19 protein-coding genes, 2 tRNA genes, 1 other RNA gene and 1 pseudogene are annotated in these 18,865 nt (G+C 54.4%); 2 read left to right on the top strand and 21 right to left on the bottom strand.

Going from position 1 to position 18,865, the window contains the following annotated elements; translation table 11 throughout:
• Nucleotides 1-79: 79 nt before the first annotated feature.
• From EKM97_RS04820 to EKM97_RS04760, 13 genes and pseudogenes are all read right to left on the bottom strand, one after another.
• A complete protein-coding gene (locus tag EKM97_RS04820) occupies nucleotides 80-808 on the bottom strand; it encodes an acyl-[acyl-carrier-protein] thioesterase (protein ID WP_125571150.1) in 729 nt (242 codons plus the stop codon).
• A gap of 5 nt (nucleotides 809-813) precedes the next feature.
• The gene (gene rsmI, locus EKM97_RS04815) at nucleotides 814-1,683 is read right to left on the bottom strand and encodes a 16S rRNA (cytidine(1402)-2'-O)-methyltransferase (RefSeq protein ID WP_125571149.1); all 870 of its coding nucleotides are present in this window, start codon (nucleotides 1,681-1,683) and stop codon (nucleotides 814-816) included.
• The gene (locus EKM97_RS04810; RefSeq protein WP_125571148.1) at nucleotides 1,683-2,018 is read right to left on the bottom strand and encodes a DNA replication initiation control protein YabA; all 336 of its coding nucleotides are present in this window, start codon (nucleotides 2,016-2,018) and stop codon (nucleotides 1,683-1,685) included. Before EKM97_RS04810 ends, rsmI begins: the two co-directional genes overlap by 1 nt.
• Before the next feature lie 93 nt (nucleotides 2,019-2,111).
• Nucleotides 2,112-3,086, bottom strand: a complete 975-nt coding sequence (holB, locus tag EKM97_RS04805; protein ID WP_125571147.1) for a DNA polymerase III subunit delta' — start codon at nucleotides 3,084-3,086, stop codon at nucleotides 2,112-2,114.
• Nucleotides 3,086-3,421, bottom strand: a complete 336-nt coding sequence (locus tag EKM97_RS04800; protein WP_125571146.1) for a cyclic-di-AMP receptor — start codon at nucleotides 3,419-3,421, stop codon at nucleotides 3,086-3,088. The genes holB and EKM97_RS04800 overlap by 1 nt, the downstream gene beginning before the upstream one ends.
• Nucleotides 3,422-3,443: 22 nt before the next feature.
• Nucleotides 3,444-4,094 carry a dTMP kinase gene (gene tmk / locus EKM97_RS04795; RefSeq protein WP_404820203.1) on the bottom strand — a complete coding sequence of 217 codons (651 nt, stop codon included), beginning with the start codon at nucleotides 4,092-4,094 and terminating at the stop codon, nucleotides 3,444-3,446.
• Nucleotides 4,095-4,230: 136 nt separating this feature from the next.
• Nucleotides 4,231-4,494 carry a DUF2508 family protein gene (locus tag EKM97_RS04790; RefSeq protein ID WP_125571144.1) on the bottom strand — a complete coding sequence of 88 codons (264 nt, stop codon included), beginning with the start codon at nucleotides 4,492-4,494 and terminating at the stop codon, nucleotides 4,231-4,233.
• Between the two features lie 16 nt (nucleotides 4,495-4,510).
• The gene (recR, locus tag EKM97_RS04785) at nucleotides 4,511-5,110 is read right to left on the bottom strand and encodes a recombination mediator RecR (protein ID WP_125571143.1); all 600 of its coding nucleotides are present in this window, start codon (nucleotides 5,108-5,110) and stop codon (nucleotides 4,511-4,513) included.
• Nucleotides 5,111-5,129: 19 nt separating this feature from the next.
• Entirely contained in the window at nucleotides 5,130-5,441 is a 312-nt protein-coding gene (locus tag EKM97_RS04780; protein ID WP_125571152.1) for a YbaB/EbfC family nucleoid-associated protein, read from the bottom strand.
• A 53-nt stretch (nucleotides 5,442-5,494) separates the two neighbouring features.
• Complete coding sequence (gene dnaX, locus EKM97_RS04775) at nucleotides 5,495-7,255, bottom strand: DNA polymerase III subunit gamma/tau (protein ID WP_125571142.1); 1,761 nt, start codon at nucleotides 7,253-7,255, stop codon at nucleotides 5,495-5,497.
• 211 nt (nucleotides 7,256-7,466) lie between these two features.
• An RNA gene (gene ffs / locus EKM97_RS04770) (signal recognition particle sRNA small type) lies at nucleotides 7,467-7,564 on the bottom strand.
• 231 nt (nucleotides 7,565-7,795) lie between these two features.
• Nucleotides 7,796-8,296 (bottom strand): annotated as a pseudogene (gene tadA, locus EKM97_RS04765) (tRNA adenosine(34) deaminase TadA); the annotation flags it as partial.
• Nucleotides 8,296-8,907 carry a class I SAM-dependent methyltransferase gene (locus tag EKM97_RS04760; RefSeq protein WP_125571140.1) on the bottom strand — a complete coding sequence of 204 codons (612 nt, stop codon included), beginning with the start codon at nucleotides 8,905-8,907 and terminating at the stop codon, nucleotides 8,296-8,298. The gene EKM97_RS04760 and the pseudogene tadA, both read right to left, overlap by 1 nt.
• Before the next feature lie 153 nt (nucleotides 8,908-9,060).
• Between EKM97_RS04760 and EKM97_RS04755 the strand changes: the two genes are divergently transcribed.
• Nucleotides 9,061-10,278 (top strand): MFS transporter, encoded by a 1,218-nt coding sequence (locus EKM97_RS04755; RefSeq protein WP_125571139.1) that lies wholly within the window; start codon nucleotides 9,061-9,063, stop codon nucleotides 10,276-10,278.
• Nucleotides 10,279-11,118: 840 nt separating this feature from the next.
• Here EKM97_RS04755 and EKM97_RS04750 read toward each other — a convergent pair.
• The 8 genes from EKM97_RS04750 to gltX form a co-directional block, all read right to left on the bottom strand.
• A complete protein-coding gene (locus EKM97_RS04750) occupies nucleotides 11,119-12,027 on the bottom strand; it encodes a glycine betaine ABC transporter substrate-binding protein (protein ID WP_125571138.1) in 909 nt (302 codons plus the stop codon).
• Nucleotides 12,028-12,035: 8 nt separating this feature from the next.
• Nucleotides 12,036-12,908 (bottom strand): ABC transporter permease, encoded by an 873-nt coding sequence (locus tag EKM97_RS04745; protein ID WP_125571137.1) that lies wholly within the window; start codon nucleotides 12,906-12,908, stop codon nucleotides 12,036-12,038.
• Nucleotides 12,909-14,108: a quaternary amine ABC transporter ATP-binding protein gene (locus EKM97_RS04740; RefSeq protein ID WP_225419212.1), complete on the bottom strand. Its 1,200-nt coding sequence runs from the start codon at nucleotides 14,106-14,108 to the stop codon at nucleotides 12,909-12,911.
• A 252-nt stretch (nucleotides 14,109-14,360) separates the two neighbouring features.
• A complete protein-coding gene (locus EKM97_RS04735; protein WP_125571136.1) occupies nucleotides 14,361-15,065 on the bottom strand; it encodes a DUF6287 domain-containing protein in 705 nt (234 codons plus the stop codon).
• A gap of 175 nt (nucleotides 15,066-15,240) precedes the next feature.
• Nucleotides 15,241-15,313 (bottom strand) — tRNA-Val (locus tag EKM97_RS04730).
• Between the two features lie 9 nt (nucleotides 15,314-15,322).
• Nucleotides 15,323-15,394: transfer RNA gene (locus EKM97_RS04725), tRNA-Glu, on the bottom strand.
• A gap of 174 nt (nucleotides 15,395-15,568) precedes the next feature.
• Entirely contained in the window at nucleotides 15,569-15,970 is a 402-nt protein-coding gene (locus tag EKM97_RS04720) for a hypothetical protein (RefSeq protein ID WP_125571135.1), read from the bottom strand.
• A gap of 232 nt (nucleotides 15,971-16,202) precedes the next feature.
• On the bottom strand, nucleotides 16,203-17,693 hold the full coding sequence (gene gltX, locus EKM97_RS04715) for a glutamate--tRNA ligase (RefSeq protein ID WP_125571134.1): 1,491 nt from the start codon (nucleotides 17,691-17,693) through the stop codon (nucleotides 16,203-16,205).
• A gap of 237 nt (nucleotides 17,694-17,930) precedes the next feature.
• Between gltX and EKM97_RS04710 the strand changes: the two genes are divergently transcribed.
• Entirely contained in the window at nucleotides 17,931-18,851 is a 921-nt protein-coding gene (locus EKM97_RS04710) for an aldo/keto reductase (protein ID WP_125571133.1), read from the top strand.
• Nucleotides 18,852-18,865 lie beyond the last annotated feature (14 nt).

The following is an 18,865-nucleotide window of genomic DNA, read 5'->3' as shown; positions in this document are numbered from 1 at the left end:
CCTATGCATCTATTATACAACGATAACGGGTTAAGGAACTGTTACAGATAGCTTGGACAAATTATTCACCAGCCACTATTTATAGTTTTGTCCAGGTGATGGCGGCCTCGGCATTCATTTTGCCGGCCACACTGATTTGGTGAACGCTCGTCGCAGTATCTGTATGCAATGCGAATTCAGACAGCACCTTGCTGCCGCGTTCCACTTCGCGCGCATACTTAATGTTCACTGACTGTGGCACGTGCGTGTTCAGGAACTCATCCCCCAGCGGATCAAGCATCCAGTCCAGGTAGTGCACGTTATTCACGTGGTGGTTCCCGTCGATGTCAAAGTAGCGCACTCGGTATTCCTGACTGCCCGTTGGTTGACCCAACTTAGGCAAGCGTGGCAGGCGCTTGACTTTGCTGTCAGCAACCGCGCCAATACCGGCCATGGCCGCTTCAATCACCGGAATGATCCGCCGCTTGTGCAGATCCATCATTGCCCAAGTACTGCTGACCCGAACAATCGGTGTGCCATCGGCGGCATCAATACCGTAATCACGGTAGCAAAGTAGGCGATTATAGCTGCGTGCTTCGGTCCAAACGGTGACGTCTTCTTCCGCCCGTGGTGCCCGCGTGAATTCGAGTTGCGACTGGGTAATAATCCAGCCCACGCCCTGCGTGGTCAGTGCTTCCATCCCCTCGCCCAAGTGTGCAAGCTGATTCTCAGACACGCGTTGGACGATGTTCACCACGTTTGCGAGACTGACCGTGCCGTTCTCGGTGGCAAAATAAAAGGGTAACTGCATTTTTTCTGAATAACGCAAACCATCTACTCCTTTAGCTGGTGATACTGGGCATAGGCGTCCTGGCGACTGAGTCCGCGCTCCTTGGCGGCCACCTTAATGGCCGCGTTAGGTTTGAGCCCCTCCGCAACAAGTGCGTCGACCCGGTCGGCCAGCGGCACCAGTTCTTCGGCAGTAGCCGGCTCCTCGGCGCGCGGGCCAGGTGCAACCATGATGACGTACTCGCCGCGCGGATTGGCCGCGACTTCGACCAGTTCGTCCAGTGTGCCGCGCGCGAATTCTTCATAACGCTTGGTTAGTTCCCGCGCGAGCACGGCGCGCCGGTCGCCGCCAAAAGCACTGGCCATGGCCTGCAAAGTCTTTTGCAGCCGGTGCGGGGCCTCGTAGAAAATCAGTGTAGCAGGATGGTGCGCCAAGCCGGCAAGCTCTTCCGCCTGGGCAGTCTTCTTGCGTTGTACAAAGCCATAGAAAGTAAACGGTTGCGGTGCCAGGCCAGAGGCAATGAGCGCGGTGATGCCTGCGTTGGCTCCTGGTAGTGGCACAACCGCAATATCCGCGTCAATCGCCGCTGCCACCAGCTCCTTACCCGGGTCTGAAATCGACGGCATCCCCGCATCGCTCACTTGCGCAATACTCTTACCTTCCTGAAGAAGCGCGAGCAACTCCGGAATCCGTTGCTGGGTATTGTGCTCATGGAAGCTGATTTGCTTGGTCTCAATTTCAAAATGATTGAGCAACTTTTGCGTGTTGCGCGTATCCTCCGCCGCGATGAAATCGGCGGCCTGCAGCACCTTGATGGCGCGGAATGTCATGTCATCGAGGTTCCCAATTGGCGTTGGTACGAGATACAAGGTCCCACTATCATGCTGCGCAAAACTTGAAATAATTTGTGTCATTAACGATCTCCATAAAGGGCTTCAAGGCAAAATGCGCACGACTCCCCAGTCTCGAGGTGCTGGCCGTAGAACTTGGAGCAGACGTGGTAACCCTCACCGTAAATTTTCTCCAGATTCTGTTTTGAAGCCGGCAGCGCACTGCTGGTCCGCTTCGGCTGCGCTGCTCCGCGCGCCGCAACGTACTGCTCGCGCAGCTTCTGATTTTCCATCCGCAATTCGGCGTTTTGCTCAAGCACCGCCGTCACTTCGTCCTTTAAACTGGCCAGTTGCTTAGCTAAGTCCGCGGACTGGTTACTCAAGTTCAGAAACTCATCGAAAAGATCTGTCTTCGCCATGTTTCATGCTTCCCTTCTGAAGCCGCGCGCCAATTAACAGCCGCGCCCGCCACAGTTTCATTTTTAAGCGCATCCGCTCCGCGGACGCGCTAATTATTGCCGATTCAAAACGCGCAAGCAAAAACGTTCGACATCTGCCTGAAAGCCGACGTTGCTGCGCAATAATTCTGCTGCTTCCAGTGCCGCGGCCAAGCCGGCTGCAAGCCGCGCTGGCCCCAAACTGCTGAGACCAGTAATTTCGCTGGCGTTCGGCAAAACGAGCGGCTCGCGGCCGTAAGAACGGGCGAGCGCCTCGGAAAAAGCGGCCGCGAGAATAGCCAGAACACGTTCTTGCCCCGGCCGGTCGCTGACCGTTTTCATCAGGTCGGTCTGCACGTACGGAAAGGCCATCCGGTCATCCGCAGCCAGCAGCGCCAGTAGACCCAAACAAGCCTGCAGTTGCTTGCCGAAATCTTCATCAGCCGCCAGCGCTTCACCGGCCGCAATGTCCTTGGTCAAAGACGCGAGTAGTGTACTGATGTTTTTGTCCACACCCGCTTCTTCGAGGTGCGCCGCAACTTGCGGCACACTTGGCGCTGGAAACTGGATGATTTGTGCCCGCGATAACACCGTTGGCAGCAACCGGTTTTTGGCCGTGGTGGTGAGAATAATGACCATTCCGGGATAGGGTTCTTCAAAGAACTTGAGCAGGCTGTTGGCCGCCCCCGTCGTCATTTTGTCCGCATCTTCAATGATGAAGACCCGCGAGTGGCCTTCCATTGAGCTTTTGCTCATCTCGTCCTTTAGCGCACGCACCGCGTCCGTCTTAATGCTCTGCCCCTCGGGTCGCACCGTTAACACGTCGGGGTTATTCCCACTGGCAATCCGCTGGCACTCAGCGCACTGCCCGCAAGGCGAGCCATCTTGCAAATTGGTGCAGAATAACCGCTGTGCAATCCACTGCGCCATAGCACCTTTACCAGTTCCGCGCTGACCCACAAAAATATATGCCTGACTCAAGTGGTCAGCCTGAATAATCTGCCTAAACTGCGCCGTCAATCCCGGCTGTAGCTGTGTTGCCGTCGCCATTAGAACTGGTGAAAGGCGTCAACGGGCAGCACGAAGACTGTCGCACCGCCAACCCGCACTTCAATCGGGTTCGTCGCCGCCGCATCGCCAGCAGCAGCATCGATAGAAACCAGTGGTGGTGTGGTGTACTCATCACGCGCCTGACAGTTGTGCTTAATGATGTCAAGAACAGCGGGCACGCGGTCGTCTTCAACCCCCACAATGTAGGTTGAGTTCCCTGCGCGCAGAAAGCCCCCCGTTGAACTGAGCTTGGTTGCCCGCACGTTGTTATCAATGAACGCTGCGCTGAGCCGCGCCGCATCCTGATCTTGAATGATTGCCAGTACTAGTTTCATGCTCCTGCCTCCATTTGCTTGTCTAATTTTGCCAGTATGCAGCTAAGTGCTGCTTCAGCACGGTTAAGGTATCCGCGCAAACCGCCGCCAGTGGTTGCTGGGCGTCTACAGTCACAATCCGCTTGGGATTGGCTGCAGCAAGGCGCAGGTATGCTGCACGCACTCGTTCGTGGAACGCATCCTCTTCTTGATCCAAGCGGTCATATTGAATATCCTTGCGCTTACTACGAATCCGCTCCAGTCCCACTTGAGCGGGCACGTCGAGATAAACGGTCAAGTCTGGTGTCCGCCCCGAGGTGGCGAACTCGTTAATCTCGGCCACCGCCGTCTCACCAATTTGGCGACCGGCGCCCTGGTAAGCAATTGAGCTGTCCACGAAGCGATCACAGAGCACAATCGCTCCCCGCACCAAAGCCGGTTCAATCACTTGCTGCAAGTGTTGGTGCCGTGAAGCCGCGTAGAGCAAAGCCTCCGTGCGATCATCCATCGCCGTATTAGCGGGATCCAATATCAATTCCCGAATTTTTTCCGCGATGGGGTCGCCGCCAGGCTCACGGGTGACCACCAGCTCGCGTGTCAAATGTTGCTGCAACTGCGGCACCACGACGTCAAGGACGCTATCCTTACCGGCCCCGTCTGGTCCTTCGAAGGTCAAGAATCTGCTCACGAACACTCACTCCTTTTCTACCAGTTTACTGTAATAGCGGGCGTTTGCAAAATCTTCCCGCCCATTTGACCTATGTAAAACAGCACCAGCCGCAGTTCCCCACGGGAGGCTGGCTGGTGCTGCATTGTTGCCACTATCGAAGTTAGTTAATCCGCTCCAAGTTGTGCAAAACGGAAAAGGCCTCAACCTGCGTTGGCGCAACTGCCCGAGTACGGGCCTGGCGGTGCAAGAAGTCAAACAAGCCTTCTTGCAAGGCCACTCGCTGCTTCTGGCGCTCGTTCTCGGCGTCAGCAGCGACGTTTAATAGCCGCCGTTCTTTTGCCAGGTCATCGCGGACGGCGTAAATCATCGTGAGCAATTCATCATCTGCCAATTGGCGCTGGCTCTTTTTCTTGTGTCCGAACATTTTGCCCCTCCGAATTCTACAGTTCCGTGCGGCCCTCAACAGCCTTCATCAGGGTCATCTGGTCGGCGTACTCAATGTCACTGCCGACAGACAGGCCGTGCGCAAGTCGGGTTACTTTAATACCCGCTGGCTTAATCAAGCGCGCAAGGTAACTCGCCGTGGCCTCACCTTCTGGCGTTGCGTTGGTCGCCACGATGACTTCAGTGACCGATTCGTTGTTTTGCAGGCGCCGCAACAAACTGGCGATGTTCAGGTCGTCTGGTCCGAGTCCTTCCATTGGTGACAACACGCCATGTAGGACATGGTAGAGGCCGTGATAGTCATCCATCCGGTCCATACTCATGACGTCCTTAGCTTGCTCAACGACCAAAATCTGCGTCTGGTCACGGGTCGGGTCACTGCAGATGACGCAAGGGTCGTCTTCGGTGATGTTGCCACAAATCGAGCAGTAATGCAGCTTGGTTTTGGCGTCCACCAGACTTTTGGCGAAGGACTCAACGTCGTCCTTGTGCATGTCAATCGTGAAGAAGGCCAGGCGGGTCGCTGTTTTTTCGCCGATGCCAGGCAACTTCATGTAAGAATCAATTAGTTTACTGATTGCGTCAGGGTACTGCACTCTCTCACCGGTCCTTTAATTACATCCCCATGCCGCGGGCGTACTTGCCCATCTTCTGCTGGGTTTCCTTGTCCACCTTCTGCAGCCCATCGTTAACGGCCTGCATCACCAGATCAGCCAACATGTCAGGGTCATCTGGGTCGATGGCCTCAGGGTTGATGGTCAGGTCGGTCATCTTGCGGTCGCCCGTGAAGGTGGCCTTAACGAGGTCCTGACTGCTGATCCCTTCAAAACTGGCGGCGTTGATGGCAGCCTGTTCGTCTTCCATCTGCTGCTGCATCTTCTTCATTTGGCGCATCATGTTCTGCATGTTTCCCATGCCCATACCCATGTTCTTTGGCATAATTAGTTCTCCTTATTTTTCAAAATATCGTGTTCACAAGTTTAATCGTCTTTAACCGTGACGTTGTCCTTACCGAACAAATCGGTGAGCTTATCAACCTCAGGTGCGGTTTCAGGCTGCTTCTGCTCCGGTTCTGGCGCTTGGGCCTGTTTATCACCAGTGGCCGGCTTGTCGCCGTGCTTAAAGCCCACTTCCTTAATGAAGTTCTGGCGAATCGTTGGCCACTGTTTCTGCTCAACCAGCACAACGCGCATGTCTTTGCCCGTCATTGCCTTGAGGCCGGCGGTCAATTCCTTCAGCAGCTCAGTGTCGCTGTTCACCCGTTCAATATAAAAGTCATTATCAAAGCTGACTATAACGCCGGCATCACTAGCCGCCACCGGTTCGCTGATTTGCATCATCCCTTTACGCATGCCTGCAAGGCGGTCCAGCACGTCTGGCCACACATCCTTCAGAGCGTTCAAGTCCGCACGGCTAGCCGTTTGCAGAACGGGGTAAATCGCCCCGGTGTTCACCTTCACGCTGTGGCGCACGGTTTTGCGTGGCGTCGCCTTAGTGGGCGCCGCACTGACCGGTGCCTGCTGCATATCGCGGACCAAACCGGTGAGGCGTTTGACCTCATCTTCTAGCCGACTGACGGCGCCGGTATCTGCCGGCGCTGCAGCATTGGCTGTCGGTGTTGCGGCAGCGGACTGCTGACTGGCGGCCGTTGGCGCGTTTTGCAACTGGCTGAGCCGCACCGTCAGCACCTGCAAGTACAGGTCTGGCTGGTTTGTGGCCCGCAACTGCTGGCCGGTCGTATTCATCATGTCGATGGCTACAAATAACCACTGTGCGGGAATCTCTTTAGCGAGGTCGGCAAAATGCTCATCAAGCAGCGCCATGTCCGCCGCGTCAATTAACTTCGGAGCGGACTGGTAAACCAGCAGGTCGCGCGCATAACTGATCAAATCCTCCAGCAGACGCGCGCTGTCGCGGCCAGCACCGAGAATGCTGTCCACGGTCGTCATGGCCGCAGCTGCATCGCCGCTAAAGCAGGCCTGCAAATACTTGCCCATGTCGCTGGTTGTGGCACTGCCCGTGACCGCGCGGGCACTCTCTTCGGTCACGTGGTCGTTGCCGAAGCTCAGTACCTGATCGAGGATGGAGAGCGCGTCGCGCATCCCCCCATCGGCGGCGCGGGCAACAACGGCCAGTGCTTTATCATCGTAAGTAATGCCCTTGTCATCCAGAATGTAGCGCAAGTGCTCTTCGATGTCGCCGCTGGTAATGCGCCGGAAGTCAAAACGCTGCGTCCGCGAGATGATGGTCGCCGGAATTTTGTTCGGCTCGGTCGTCGCCAGAATGAAGACGACGTGGGCCGGCGGTTCTTCAAGCGTCTTCAGCAGCGCATTAAACGCCCCTGTGGACAACATGTGCACTTCGTCAATGATGTAAACCTTGACGCGTGCTTCCGTGGGCGCGTACTTGGCCTTGTCGCGAATGTCGCGAATCTCGTCGACGCCGTTGTTACTTGCGGCATCGATTTCGATGACGTCAGGTTGGCTACCATTGTTGATCGCCTGACAAATCACACAAGTGTTGTCGGGTTCGCCATCCACTAGGTTCAGACAGTTGAGTGCCTTCGCCAGAATTTTGGCCACCGACGTCTTCCCGGTCCCCCGCGGCCCGGTAAACAGGTAAGCGTGGCTGGTTTGCTGGCTGCTGACCGCGTTCTTGAGCGTTTGGGTAATCGCGCCCTGGCCCACAACGTCGCCAAAAGTCTGCGGGCGCCACACTCGATATAATGCCTGATAACTCACCGCATTCGTCCTCCAATCGGCAAAAAGTCTCTGCAGAATATTCTACCACAGGCAAGCCGTTTCCCCGTCGGTGCGTAAGGAAAACAAAAAATAAAATGTGCAGCGTGGCTCGCGATGCACTCAGCTGCCAGCAGAAACCTAGGTCTGCAATGTGCCAAGCGGGGTTGCACGACGAAAAAAGCCCCCCGCATTCGCGGAGGACCCACCTAATTTCAAAAAAACAAGAGACACATGACAATGCAACCTTAGTGCTGCTTCCTTCCGGACCTGACACGATTCAGAAGCCCGCCATTGTCTCAAGGCCTTACGGCAGAATTAATTATACACGACTCAAATTGGTTTGACCAGTCTCGGCTGCGTTAAAAGTCCCACTTAATCGGGCAACTCCTGCCCTGCATCCGCGGACGCATCCCCGGCCGCCTCGGCCTGCTGCTTCTCTAGCATGGCCGCGTAGGCAAGCACAGCCTCCCCAGTGATTTCTGGTTCCTGCCCCTTACGTTTCGGTCGCGGATCATCCGGCACATTTTGCTCTTCTAATGCTTGCCGCGCCTTCGCTGCCTTCTTGGCAGCCTTGCGCTTCGCCCGGATTGCGCGGAAGAAGTCCTGGAGCATCCGGCCACACTCAGCTTCATCGATGCCGCCAAAAGATGCCACTTGGTGGTTAAAGCGCGTGTCCGCCAGCAAGTTCACCAGTGTGCCCGCGGCACCGGCCTTGGGATCAGACGCACCCCAGTAGCAGCAGCGTACCCGACTGTTGATCATGGCACCGGCGCACATTGGGCACGGCTCCAGTGTGACGTAGAGGTCACAATTCTCTAGCCGCCAACTGTGCATGACCAGGCACGCTTCTTGAATTGCCATCATCTCGGCGTGGTGCGTGCCATTCTGGCTGTGCTCACGCAGGTTGTGTCCACGGCCAATGATGCGGCCCTCGTACACGACCACAGCACCAATCGGCACCTCACCGACCATTTGCGCCTTGCGCGCCTCGCGCTCAGCTTCCTTCATAAACTGCATGATTTGATCCGCGTTTGCAGGCATTAGTCTTCCTCCATAACGGCGTGCAGAATGTAGTAGCCCCCATCCTTCTTCAGCACTTCGGCATTGCCAAAAGTGCTAGCGAGCAGCTTCTTGGCACTGGGTGCACCCTGCTTCTTTTGCAGCACCACAAAGATTTCTCCACCTGGCAGCAGGTGTTCCTTAGCGCCGCTGAGCATCGCAGTCACGATGCTCTTGCCGGCGCGCACAGGGGGATTGGTCAAAATGACGCCGAATCGGCCGTCAATCTGCTCGTATACCGAAGACTCAATAATGGTGACCTGCTCCGCGACCCCATTTTCCGCGGCATTACGCTGCGCAAGTGCCATGGCCCGTTCGTTAACGTCGCTCATCGTCACCTGCCGGTCGGGCAATGCTTTGGCGATGCTAATCCCGATTGGCCCGTAGCCACAGCCCAAATCCAGAATTGGCCCCGCAGCCAACTCAGCTTGTGCCAAGGCAGTCGCAATGAGCACCCGGCTGCCAAAGTCAATCGTGTGCTTCGAGAAAACACCGCTGTCACTGGTAAAGCGCAGACTGTGTCCACCTAATTCAAAGGAGAAACTGTGCTCGTCGTGCGCCAAATCCGGATCATTCGTGTAATAGTGGCTCATCTTTTTGTCCTCTTTCGCAAAAGTTATCTAAAAACTATTATAGCCGAAAATATTCACGAATTGACACCCTAGACCATTTCTTCAGTCACTAATGAGCATCTAATTCATCTATTGTTGTATACTTATTAAATTCACCGAAAGGAGGCGCCCGTTTTGCACGAATTCATGCGCTTAAACCGTAACCTGAAGCTTCGGACTTTAACAACTTTCTTGTCCACCATTTTGAGTGCATCGGTCATGCCCAACATGACCATCTACTATTCGCATTACTTCGGCGCCTTCACCACCGGTATCCTACTGATTATTGTTTCCGTATTGGGTTTCATCTCCGGCTTGTACGGCGGCCACCTCGCAGACGTGCACGGGCGCAAACCTATCATGCTAATTGGGGTGGCGCTCATGGCCTGTGGTTACGGTGTCGCGGCGGCGATGAACTCCCTTTGGTTGACCAACCCCTACATTACCTTTGGCGCATTCCTCGTCGCCAACATCGGCGGCACTTTTGCTGATCCCGCGGAGCAAGCCATGATGATTGATGTCTCCACCCCGCGCAACCGCCAATTCGTTTACGCGATGATTTACTGGGTCATGAACATTGGCGTCATGCTCGGGGCAGCCATTGGCGGCTGGTTCTTCCGCGATTACCTCTTCGAATTGCTTATTGTCATGGCCGCAGTTGCCGTAATTAACTTCTGTATCGTGCATTTTGGAATGGCGGAAACACTGCCTGCCGAGCATCCGACCAGCGGTAGCGTCTGGGGCGCACTCCGCTCTTACGCCTCCGTACTCACGGATGGCCGCTACGTGATCTTTCTGCTTGGTTACATCGCATCCACAATCGTGACGATTCAACCGTCGTACTACCTCGCTGTGCACCTTGGCCGCGACTTCATCACCACTCACCTTTTCGGCATGACGATTTACGGGCAACGGATGCTGTCACTGATTTCCATCACGAACACCGTGATGATCGTATTCATGATGTCGATTTTCACCCAAATTGGGCGCAAAATGCGCCTAACACAAGAGTACGGTCTGGGCATGAGCCTACAAGCCGTGGCGTTTGCAGCGTCGTTTATCGTCAACAGTCTCATCCCCATGCTCGTCTGTGCCATCGTGCTGACAATCGGCGAAATGTTCACGGTGCCTGCCAGCCAGACCCTGCGCGCTGACATGATGAACCCTGCGCGCATCGGCGCGTATTCTGGCGCAATTTCCGCGGTCCGACCTTTATCAGCCATCGTGGCGGGCAGCTTGGTGAGTGCATCTGGTCTGCTCGGCAACGCGGGCATGGCCGTTATCATGCTGATTCTCGGTGTCGTCTCTATCCTGCTCACTAACAAGTCAGCCGGCATGGAAGCCGGGTTCTAACGCTGTCCGTCAGCGTAAGTCCGCGCCCGCAAGGGTGCGACCTGCACTTTAAGCAGCTTTCACAACGCCGCAAGGCGGTGGGGGCGGCAACTCCGGTGGTGATGCGCTTGGGCTACGCTCCGGGAACTACGTCGGGCGGGGATCGCTTCAGCCCGCTGTCACGGTCTTCCGCTGGCGGAGTTGCCGCAAGAACAGCGTCAACTCCGCGCTCCCGAGATGATTGTGTGAAGCCACGACGGCAAATACGGCCGTCCCGTCTCCAAACAATCATCTTTTCGCCCGACTCCGTTCCCTGCACTTCGCCCAAGCACACCACCACCTCCGTGGCCGACACGTTACTGAGTGGCAACCCCCACAGAGAATGGGCGACGAACTTCCAACACTGTTAAAGGCCGCGATAACGGTTCTCAATGTGTGCGGTAAGCAGACATGTTGATTTCTGCGTCGACATTTCCCAGTACTTGTCCATGTGTTTGGTGTTTTCGCCAGGGTGGTCTGAAACTTTCACCACCACAGCCATGTGAATGCGCGTCGGAACTGGGTCGGATTGGCGGTAGCGGACGGGAAGGGTGTGCGTGTCCACGAAAATGGCAGTGTATGTTTCGCACATGAACTTCGTGCGAAATGTACACCGCCATTTTCGTTAGGAGTGGGATTTTGCCGGCGGGTTTGCGGCAAAATCGCCAGTGGAAGACAGCGCAGCTGGCTGGAACGGTCCCACGCACACCCTTCCCGAGAGCGTAGCAAATCCGACCCAGTTCCGACCTTCGGTCTAACCACTATTTTCAATTTCTGCATCCTTGCGGATGAAAGTTTCATGACTTACGCTGACGGACAGCGTCACCGTTTCAGATCCTCGATAGAGTTGATGTCGCGCATGTACGTTGGGACAGCAAGTCCGACCTGCGCACCCTTCAGGTTTGTCCCCATATCGATAATCTTGTCGTGGTACTGGTGGTAGTACACACCACTCGTGTTCGGCAACCAGGCACAAGTCATGGCATCTGCGGCGCCAGTTGCGACTGATGCCCATAGCGGCTGCATCTCCATCGCCTGCAGCTCTGGCTTGTACCCCACTTGCCGCAGAGCCTCGGCCGCCACGTATGTCGACGCAATTTCCGAATCCCAAGCGACATACGTCATCTTGATTGCTTTACCACGAACGTGCGGCACCCCCGCCGTCCACTTCTTGAGCTTATCTGGGTGTTCCGCCAGCCAGCGTTGTGCCGCCTTACGCGGCGATGCGCCTGCGTTGACCTTCAACATGACGTCCGACATCTGCGCCGGTGTCCAGTAAAAGCGGTCAAGCACAGTGTAGGCAGACGGCATGTCCTTTTGTAAGTTCTTGCGGCCAATTGTGTGAATATCTTCGCTAGAGACGTAGACGTTGCGCGGATCTTTGAGAAACTTCAAGTCGTACTTGGTAAACATCCAGTGCGGCGTCCAACCCGTGACCACGATTGCTTGCTTGTTTTTGATTGCCTTTCCCAGTTGCGTGGTCATCGCTGCCGTTGAACTGGTCTGCAGTTGCCAGTTTTCTTTTGCAAGTCCGTACCGTTTCAAAACGCGCTCAGTACCGCCCATGATGCCCGCACCGGCATCAATGCCTGTAATCGTGTAGTTCACCTGCTCACCCACCGGTTTATGCGGATTGTATTTGGGCAGTGTGGTTGAGGTGCAGGCCCCCAAAGTGAAGAGCAGAATCAGCGGCAAGGCGAGTGCCCGCCATATTTTGCGCCACTTGTTCATCGCTGCACCTACTTTCCTTCGCGCGGCTTGTTAATCAGCTGCGTAATCCGGTCCAGGATGATGGCAATAATGACAATGGCAAGACCGGCCGTGAAGCCGTTCCCCGCGTCGTTGCGGCCGACGGCAAAGTAAACTTTGGCGCCCAGACCCATCGCGCCAATCATTGAGGCCGTGACCACCATCGACAGCGCGAGCATCATCGTCTGGTTAACGCCAGCCATAATGGACGACAATGCCAGCGGCAATTCGACCTTGGTCAGCTTTTGCCAATTCGTTGAGCCATATGCATCCGCCGCCTCCACCAAGTCAGTAGGGACGCCGCGAATTCCAAGGTTGGTCATGCGCACAACTGGCGGCATTGCAAAAATCAGCGCTGAGAACACGCCGGGAACCGTCCCAATTCCGAACAGCGCAACCGCTGGAATCAGGTACACGAACGCCGGCATTGTCTGCATGAAGTCCAGAATCGGTTTGATAATGGCTTGCACAATATCACTTTTGGCCATCCAAATCCCGAGCGGAATGCCGATAACCAGCGCAATAATGCTGGCAGTGAGTACCAGCGCGATGGTCTGCGTCATGTCGCGCCAGTAGCCCTGATTCCAAATGAGCAGGAAGCCAAGCAGTTCAAACAGCATCAGCCACCAGTTAATATGCCCCTTGTGGTGCGTTAGCCATAAGGTGCCAAGCATGACGACGATGATGAGCACCGGAATCGGCAACACGTCAAACACCCATTGAATGGCACTGTTCACCCCACCAACAATGTTCGTAATGACATTGAAGAAGCCGGTAAAACTCGCCAGCCACGCCACGAACTCATCAATCCATTTAGCCAGCGGAATCCGCGCCGTGGTAACTATGGCAAAAGGTCCACTCATTTAAGCCACCCCCGTTCCGGCCATGGCGGCCAGTACCGAGCCGCGAATGACAATGCCGCGCAGCCGTTTGTCCTTATCAACCACCGCCACCGGCATTGCTGTATGCGCAAACTGATCCAGCAGTTCCCGTAGCGGCGTGTCTGCAGTCGTGGTTGGTACGTCTGCGTTGATGATGCTGCCGAGGCCCTGCACTTTATTTTCCTTATCGGACTTAATCAGCTTAATCGTGTCCGTTGCGTCGATTGTTCCCACGAGTTCGCGCTTACTGTTTACCACCATGAGTGTCGACACCTCGTTATGCTGCATGCGCCGCAAGGCCACTCGCGGCCCGTCGCTGTCCACGTTTACGGTGTACGGCTTAATCATGACCGTGCCCGCCGTAATCACCTTGCTGCGGTCCACGTCCTCGATGAAGCGGGCCACATACTCGTCAGCCGGGGCGGTCAAAATATCTTCTGGCGTTCCCACCTGCACCACCGCGCCGTCGCGCATAATCAGGATGTGGTTACCGATCCGCAGTGCCTCGTTCAGATCATGACTAATAAAGAGGATTGTTTTGTGCAGCTCCTCTTGCAGCTCCAGCAACTCATCCTGCATGTCCTTGCGAATCAGGGGGTCTAGCGCCGAGAAGGCCTCGTCCATTAGCAACACATCCGCATCACTAGCTAGCGCTCGAGCTAACCCCACGCGTTGCTGCATCCCCCCAGACAACTGGTGCGGATACTGATTCTCATAACCACCCAGGCCGACGCGCCGTAGCGCCTTTTCAGCGCGCTCGTGACGTTTCTCGACATCTTCCCCTTGAATTTCCAAGCCGTAAGCCGCATTTTCCAACACATTGCGGTGCGGAAAGAGGGCAAAATTCTGGAAGACCATGCTCATCTTCTTGCGCCGCACATTGCGTAATTCGTCCTTGCTCAATTTGGCTATATCCTGATTATCCAGGTAGACGTGCCCACTGGTCGGCTCAATCAGCCGGTTAATCATGCGAATCAGGGTCGACTTCCCCGACCCTGATAAGCCCATGATGACAAAAATTTCGCCGTCTTGAACACTGAAATTAGCATCATTAACCCCGACCGTTGCGCCGGTCTTCTCCAGAATTTGTTGCTTCGATTTGCCCTTGGCCAACATGTCGCGCACCTGCTTCACGTGTCCGTTAAAGATTTTGGTCAAGTGCTCTACGCGTATCTTTTCCAATCGTGTTCACCCCACAGTTGCAAACACCCCACGACACCACCAATCACGCCATTGCTTATACTTAATCCTAACGTGACGCCGGTGGCGGACAAAACGCAGCGGTGAGCAAAGTGAGCCTAGATGCGGTTTCGCAGCTTCCAACTATAATCTCAGGCGCAAAAGTACCACTGAAATCACCAAAACAGTTGAGCGAACACACCACTTTTTGGCGAAAAAAAGACCACCGTCAGATTAGGCAGTGGTCACAACTGATTAATTACGCATGAAAACTTCAGTGAAGTCGTTGTTACTGGTGCGGATCATGATGCGTTCCTTACGCGTGCTCAGACTGGATGGCAAGTTCGTCCCTTGAAAATCGCCGGTGATGGCCACGCCAATTGGGTAGAAGGCGATGTTCCAAATGATTGCGCCACTGCGCGTGTCCGCCCAGAGCACATCGCCATCGTGGCGGTAACCCACCGCACTCGTTTCACCATTGCTGGTAATTGAGTTAGCCGTCATCGTCATCGACTCGTTTTTGAGTTCGCGGGCGGTGATGGTCAGTGGGTTCGGCGTCGCAACCGGTCCCCACGTCGTCCCATTGCCTTTGTGATAGTTCGCCGCTTCCGCAACTTCCGTCCACGAACCAAGCAAACTGGTGTAATCACCGGCTTGAATCTGGGCGAAATTCATCTTCTTGGTAGCCACTTGCTCTGACGACGCGGTAGCCGCACTGCTGGCACGACTACTACTCCGCGCATTCGACTGCTGAGACGTAGATGCTGACGAACTACTTGCTGAGCTGGACTTGACGCTCGCTTTGGTCGCCTTCTTCCTAGCCTTGTGGCTCGTTTTGGTCACGCGCTTAGAGCTCACCGCAGAAGATTCACTTGCCTTCTGCTGACTACCGCAACCGGCAACGGTTCCCATTGCCAGCACCACGAGACTAGTAATCAACCCCATCTTAAACTGTTTCATTTTGCATTCCTCCAAAGAATGGTGCACAGACTTTCTGCTTACCCTTGCAGTTTATCATCCGGCGATTGGTTGGCGGAACAGTTGCCAGTTCCATTCATGCAAAAACGCGTCAGTTTGTGGGCAAAAACCATTCTGGACATAAAAAAAGAAGCTGACCTCTGTCAGCTTCTTATGATGGAGGATACAGGGCTCGAACCTGTGACCCTCTGCTTGTAAGGCAGACGCTCTCCCAACTGAGCTAATCCTCCATATTGCAATGACCCGTACGGGATTCGGACCCATGTTACCGCCGTGAAAGGGCGGTGTCTTAACCACTTGACCAACGGGCCATCATTGCCGTCCTCATCAGGACTTGATATATATTACATGGTTTTAGCGAGTTTGTCTACTGTTTTCAAAATATTTGTTGAATTAAATTTTCAACATAATAAAAAAGTGGTCCTGCATCAGTCGCAGTACCACTTTGCAGTTCTTCATAACCGCTGCAGAGCGCGGAAATTCGACTACTTCTCAAGCGTGGCAGAAATAATCGGATACCCGAACAGCGAACCAACGGATGTACAGGTGACTCTTACAGTATCCCCCACCTTGATCTGTCGTGCCGACTTAGAAACGGGCAATTTCACGGTAAAACCACCTGGCGCCTTGAGGCCAACAGCTACTTGACTGTTCATATCACCAGTATCTGTGACTTTAAATTCAAGCGTTTTGCCCTTAACTTGATCCGTAGTCGCATCGCCAATAAAGGTCTTGCCTTCTGCCTTAGTGGTCACGGTGTAATCCGCTTGCCCATTCTCTACAATCGCCTCGCCACCAAGTCCAACAACAGCTAACACAATCCCAGCAATTAGAACGATTAAACTCGTTTTCTTCGGTGCTTTTCGAATTGCGGCCACAATCAGCATAATTACGCCAACGATAATTGCGATTAATCCAACTAAAAATACTAGTGCAACGATAGTTTCCGTGATAATTTCCTCCGATGTTATGAATATCTGCTAAGTCTACCGAAGCCCAGTATTTTAAGCAAGATATTTATAATTACTCGTTCTAGCTATCCAATTCTCACTCCAAAACAAAAAGGCCACCCTCACGGGCAGCCTTTTACAACCTCGCGCACCAAAGTGCAACAAGGTCTTACTTGTTCAATTCCCCAAGCACGTATTCCATGTTGGCGAGGACCTGCTTACGACCAATCAGTTCCAGAGTTTCTGGCAGCTGTGGACCGTGCATGACACGCGTGGTGGCGATACGGATTGGCATGTAGAGCTTGCGACCCTTCGCACCAGTCTCAAGACGGACTTCGTTAGTCGCGTTCTTGATGTTGAGTGCGGAGAATGGCTTGATGGCCTTCATCTTGGCGTAGAACGCGTTGATGACTGGCAGTGCCTGGTCGTCGGCGATTTCCTGACGGTCTTCGTCGGTGAGCATAGCAGGCTTTGCAAAGAAGAGATCTGCATCATCCACAATCTGCGCAGTGTAACTCATCTGCTGCTTGTAGATGTTGGTGATCTGACGAGCCCATTCGATGGTCTTCAGGTCGGGGTCTTCTTCAATTTTGCCGGCGCGAATCAGGTTGTCCAGGGCAAGACCGGCGATTTCGTTCTCATCGGCGTTCTTAACGTACTGGTTGTTCACCCATTCGAGCTTCTTCTGGTCGAACTTAGCAGGACTCTTGCTCAGACGTTCTGGGTCGAACTGCTTGATGAACTGCTTCTTGGTGAAGATTTCACTTTCACCCTTAGGTGACCAGCCGAGCAAGGTAATGAAGTTAAACATCGCCTGTGGCAAGTAACCAAGTTCACGGTACTGTTCGATAAACTGCAGAATCGTCTCGTCACGCTTGGAAAGCTTCTTACCGGTTTCGGTGTTGATAATCAAAGTCATGTGACCGAAAACTGGTGGTTCCCAACCGAAGGCTTCGTAAATCGCCAGCTGCTTAGGCGTGTTGGCGATGTGGTCATCCCCACGCAGCACGTGGCTGATTTCCATCAGGTGGTCATCCACAACAACCGCGAAGTTGTAGGTTGGCATGCCGTCGCGCTTTTGAATGACGAAGTCGCCCCCGATAGAATCGGAGTCGATGCTGATGTCACCCTTCACGATGTCGTGCCATTCGTAGGTGCGGCCTTCTGGAATGTGGAAACGAATGACAGGTTCAAGACCCTTGGCCTTGGCTGCAGCGATGGCAGCGGCCTTCTCGTCTTCACTCATGCCTGCGTATTCGTATACGTAGTGCGGCATTTCATGGTTGGCCTTCTGCTGTTCGCGTTCAGCAACGAGTTCGTCTTCCGTCTTGTAAGATTCGTATGCCAGACCCTTGTCCACAAGTTCCTGGATCAGGGGCAGGTAAATGTCCTTACGTTCGGACTGACGGTAAGGACCAAAGTCCCCACCCTTGTCGGGACCTTCATCCCAGTCGATGCCGAGCCAGTGCAGGTTGTCCTTCTGACTCTGTTCACCGTCAGCAACGTTGCGCTTAGTATCCGTATCTTCAATACGCAGTACCATCGTGCCGTTGTTGTGGCGTGCAAATAAGTAGTTGAATAAAGCCGTGCGGGCATTCCCGATGTGCAAATGTCCGGTTGGGCTAGGTGCGTAACGTACGCGAATTGGTCGATCTGCCAATGTTTCCGCCTCCATAGTAAAGTTCACAATACATTTAACATCATACCACACCTAGCAAGGGCTTTAAGGACTAAAGCATTGTGAAGACGCGTTCATCTGCCTTTGTCCTCGTTCCATTGCCGTCAACGTGGCCACAGACAGATTGACCAGAATGTCAGGCTAGGAATTGTTGCCGCTTTCATGAGCACGCCGCTTGTGCTATTCTCAAGTCATCCACAACTTAGGAGGCATTTATCCATGCGCAAAATTAACTTGGGTCAATCCGGCCTGATGGCATCCCCCGTGGCACTTGGGGTCATGCGCATCACCGCCCTTGACCACCAGCAGGCGGTTGGCCTGATCGAAAGCGCCCACGATGGCGGTATCAACTTCTTTGACAACGCCGACATCTACGGCAACGGTGAATCCGAAAAGATTTTCGGCGCCGCCCTCAAAGACGCCAGCTTCAAGCGTGAAGACGTGCTGGTGCAAACTAAGGTCGGCATCGTATCGGGCAAACGCTATGATTTCTCCAAGCAGCACATTTTGGAAGCTGTTGACGGCAGCCTGCAGCGTCTCGGTCTCGATTACGTTGACACCCTGCTCCTGCACCGTCCCGACCCACTGATGGAACCCGAGCAGGTTGCTGAAGCTTTCGATGAACTGCAAAACAGCGGCAAGGTACGCCAGTTTGGGGTGTCTAACTTTAACCCTGAACAAGTCGACTTGCTCCAGCAGGCCGTCTCCCAGCGCCTCATTGCGAACCAGTTGCAGCTATCACTCAAGCACACCGGCATGATTGACTTTTGGCTGCACACCAACATGCACGACGAGCGGTCCATTGACCACGACGGCGGCATTCTGGAATACAGCCGCCTACACAAAATGAGTGTGCAGGCTTGGAGTCCCTTCCAGTACGGCTTTTTCGAAGGGGTCTTCATTAACAGTCCGAAGTTCCCTGAACTAAACGCCAAGTTGTCCGAACTGGCTGACAAGTACCACACCAACGTGAACGCGATTGCTGCTGCCTGGATTATTCGCATTCCGGGCAACACCCAGGTTATTTCGGGCACGACCAACGCCAAGCGCATTGCACAGGTGGCCGAGGCCGGCGATGTCACGCTCAGCAGTCAGGACTGGTACGACCTGTACTTCGCCGCTGGCAACGATTTGCCTTAAGTTACACCGAGAAG

It is taken from the genome of Lacticaseibacillus songhuajiangensis, assembly GCF_003946025.1.
Taxonomy (GTDB): Bacteria; Bacillota; Bacilli; order Lactobacillales; family Lactobacillaceae; genus Lacticaseibacillus; species Lacticaseibacillus songhuajiangensis.
This window is presented reverse-complemented; position numbering and strand designations above follow the sequence as displayed.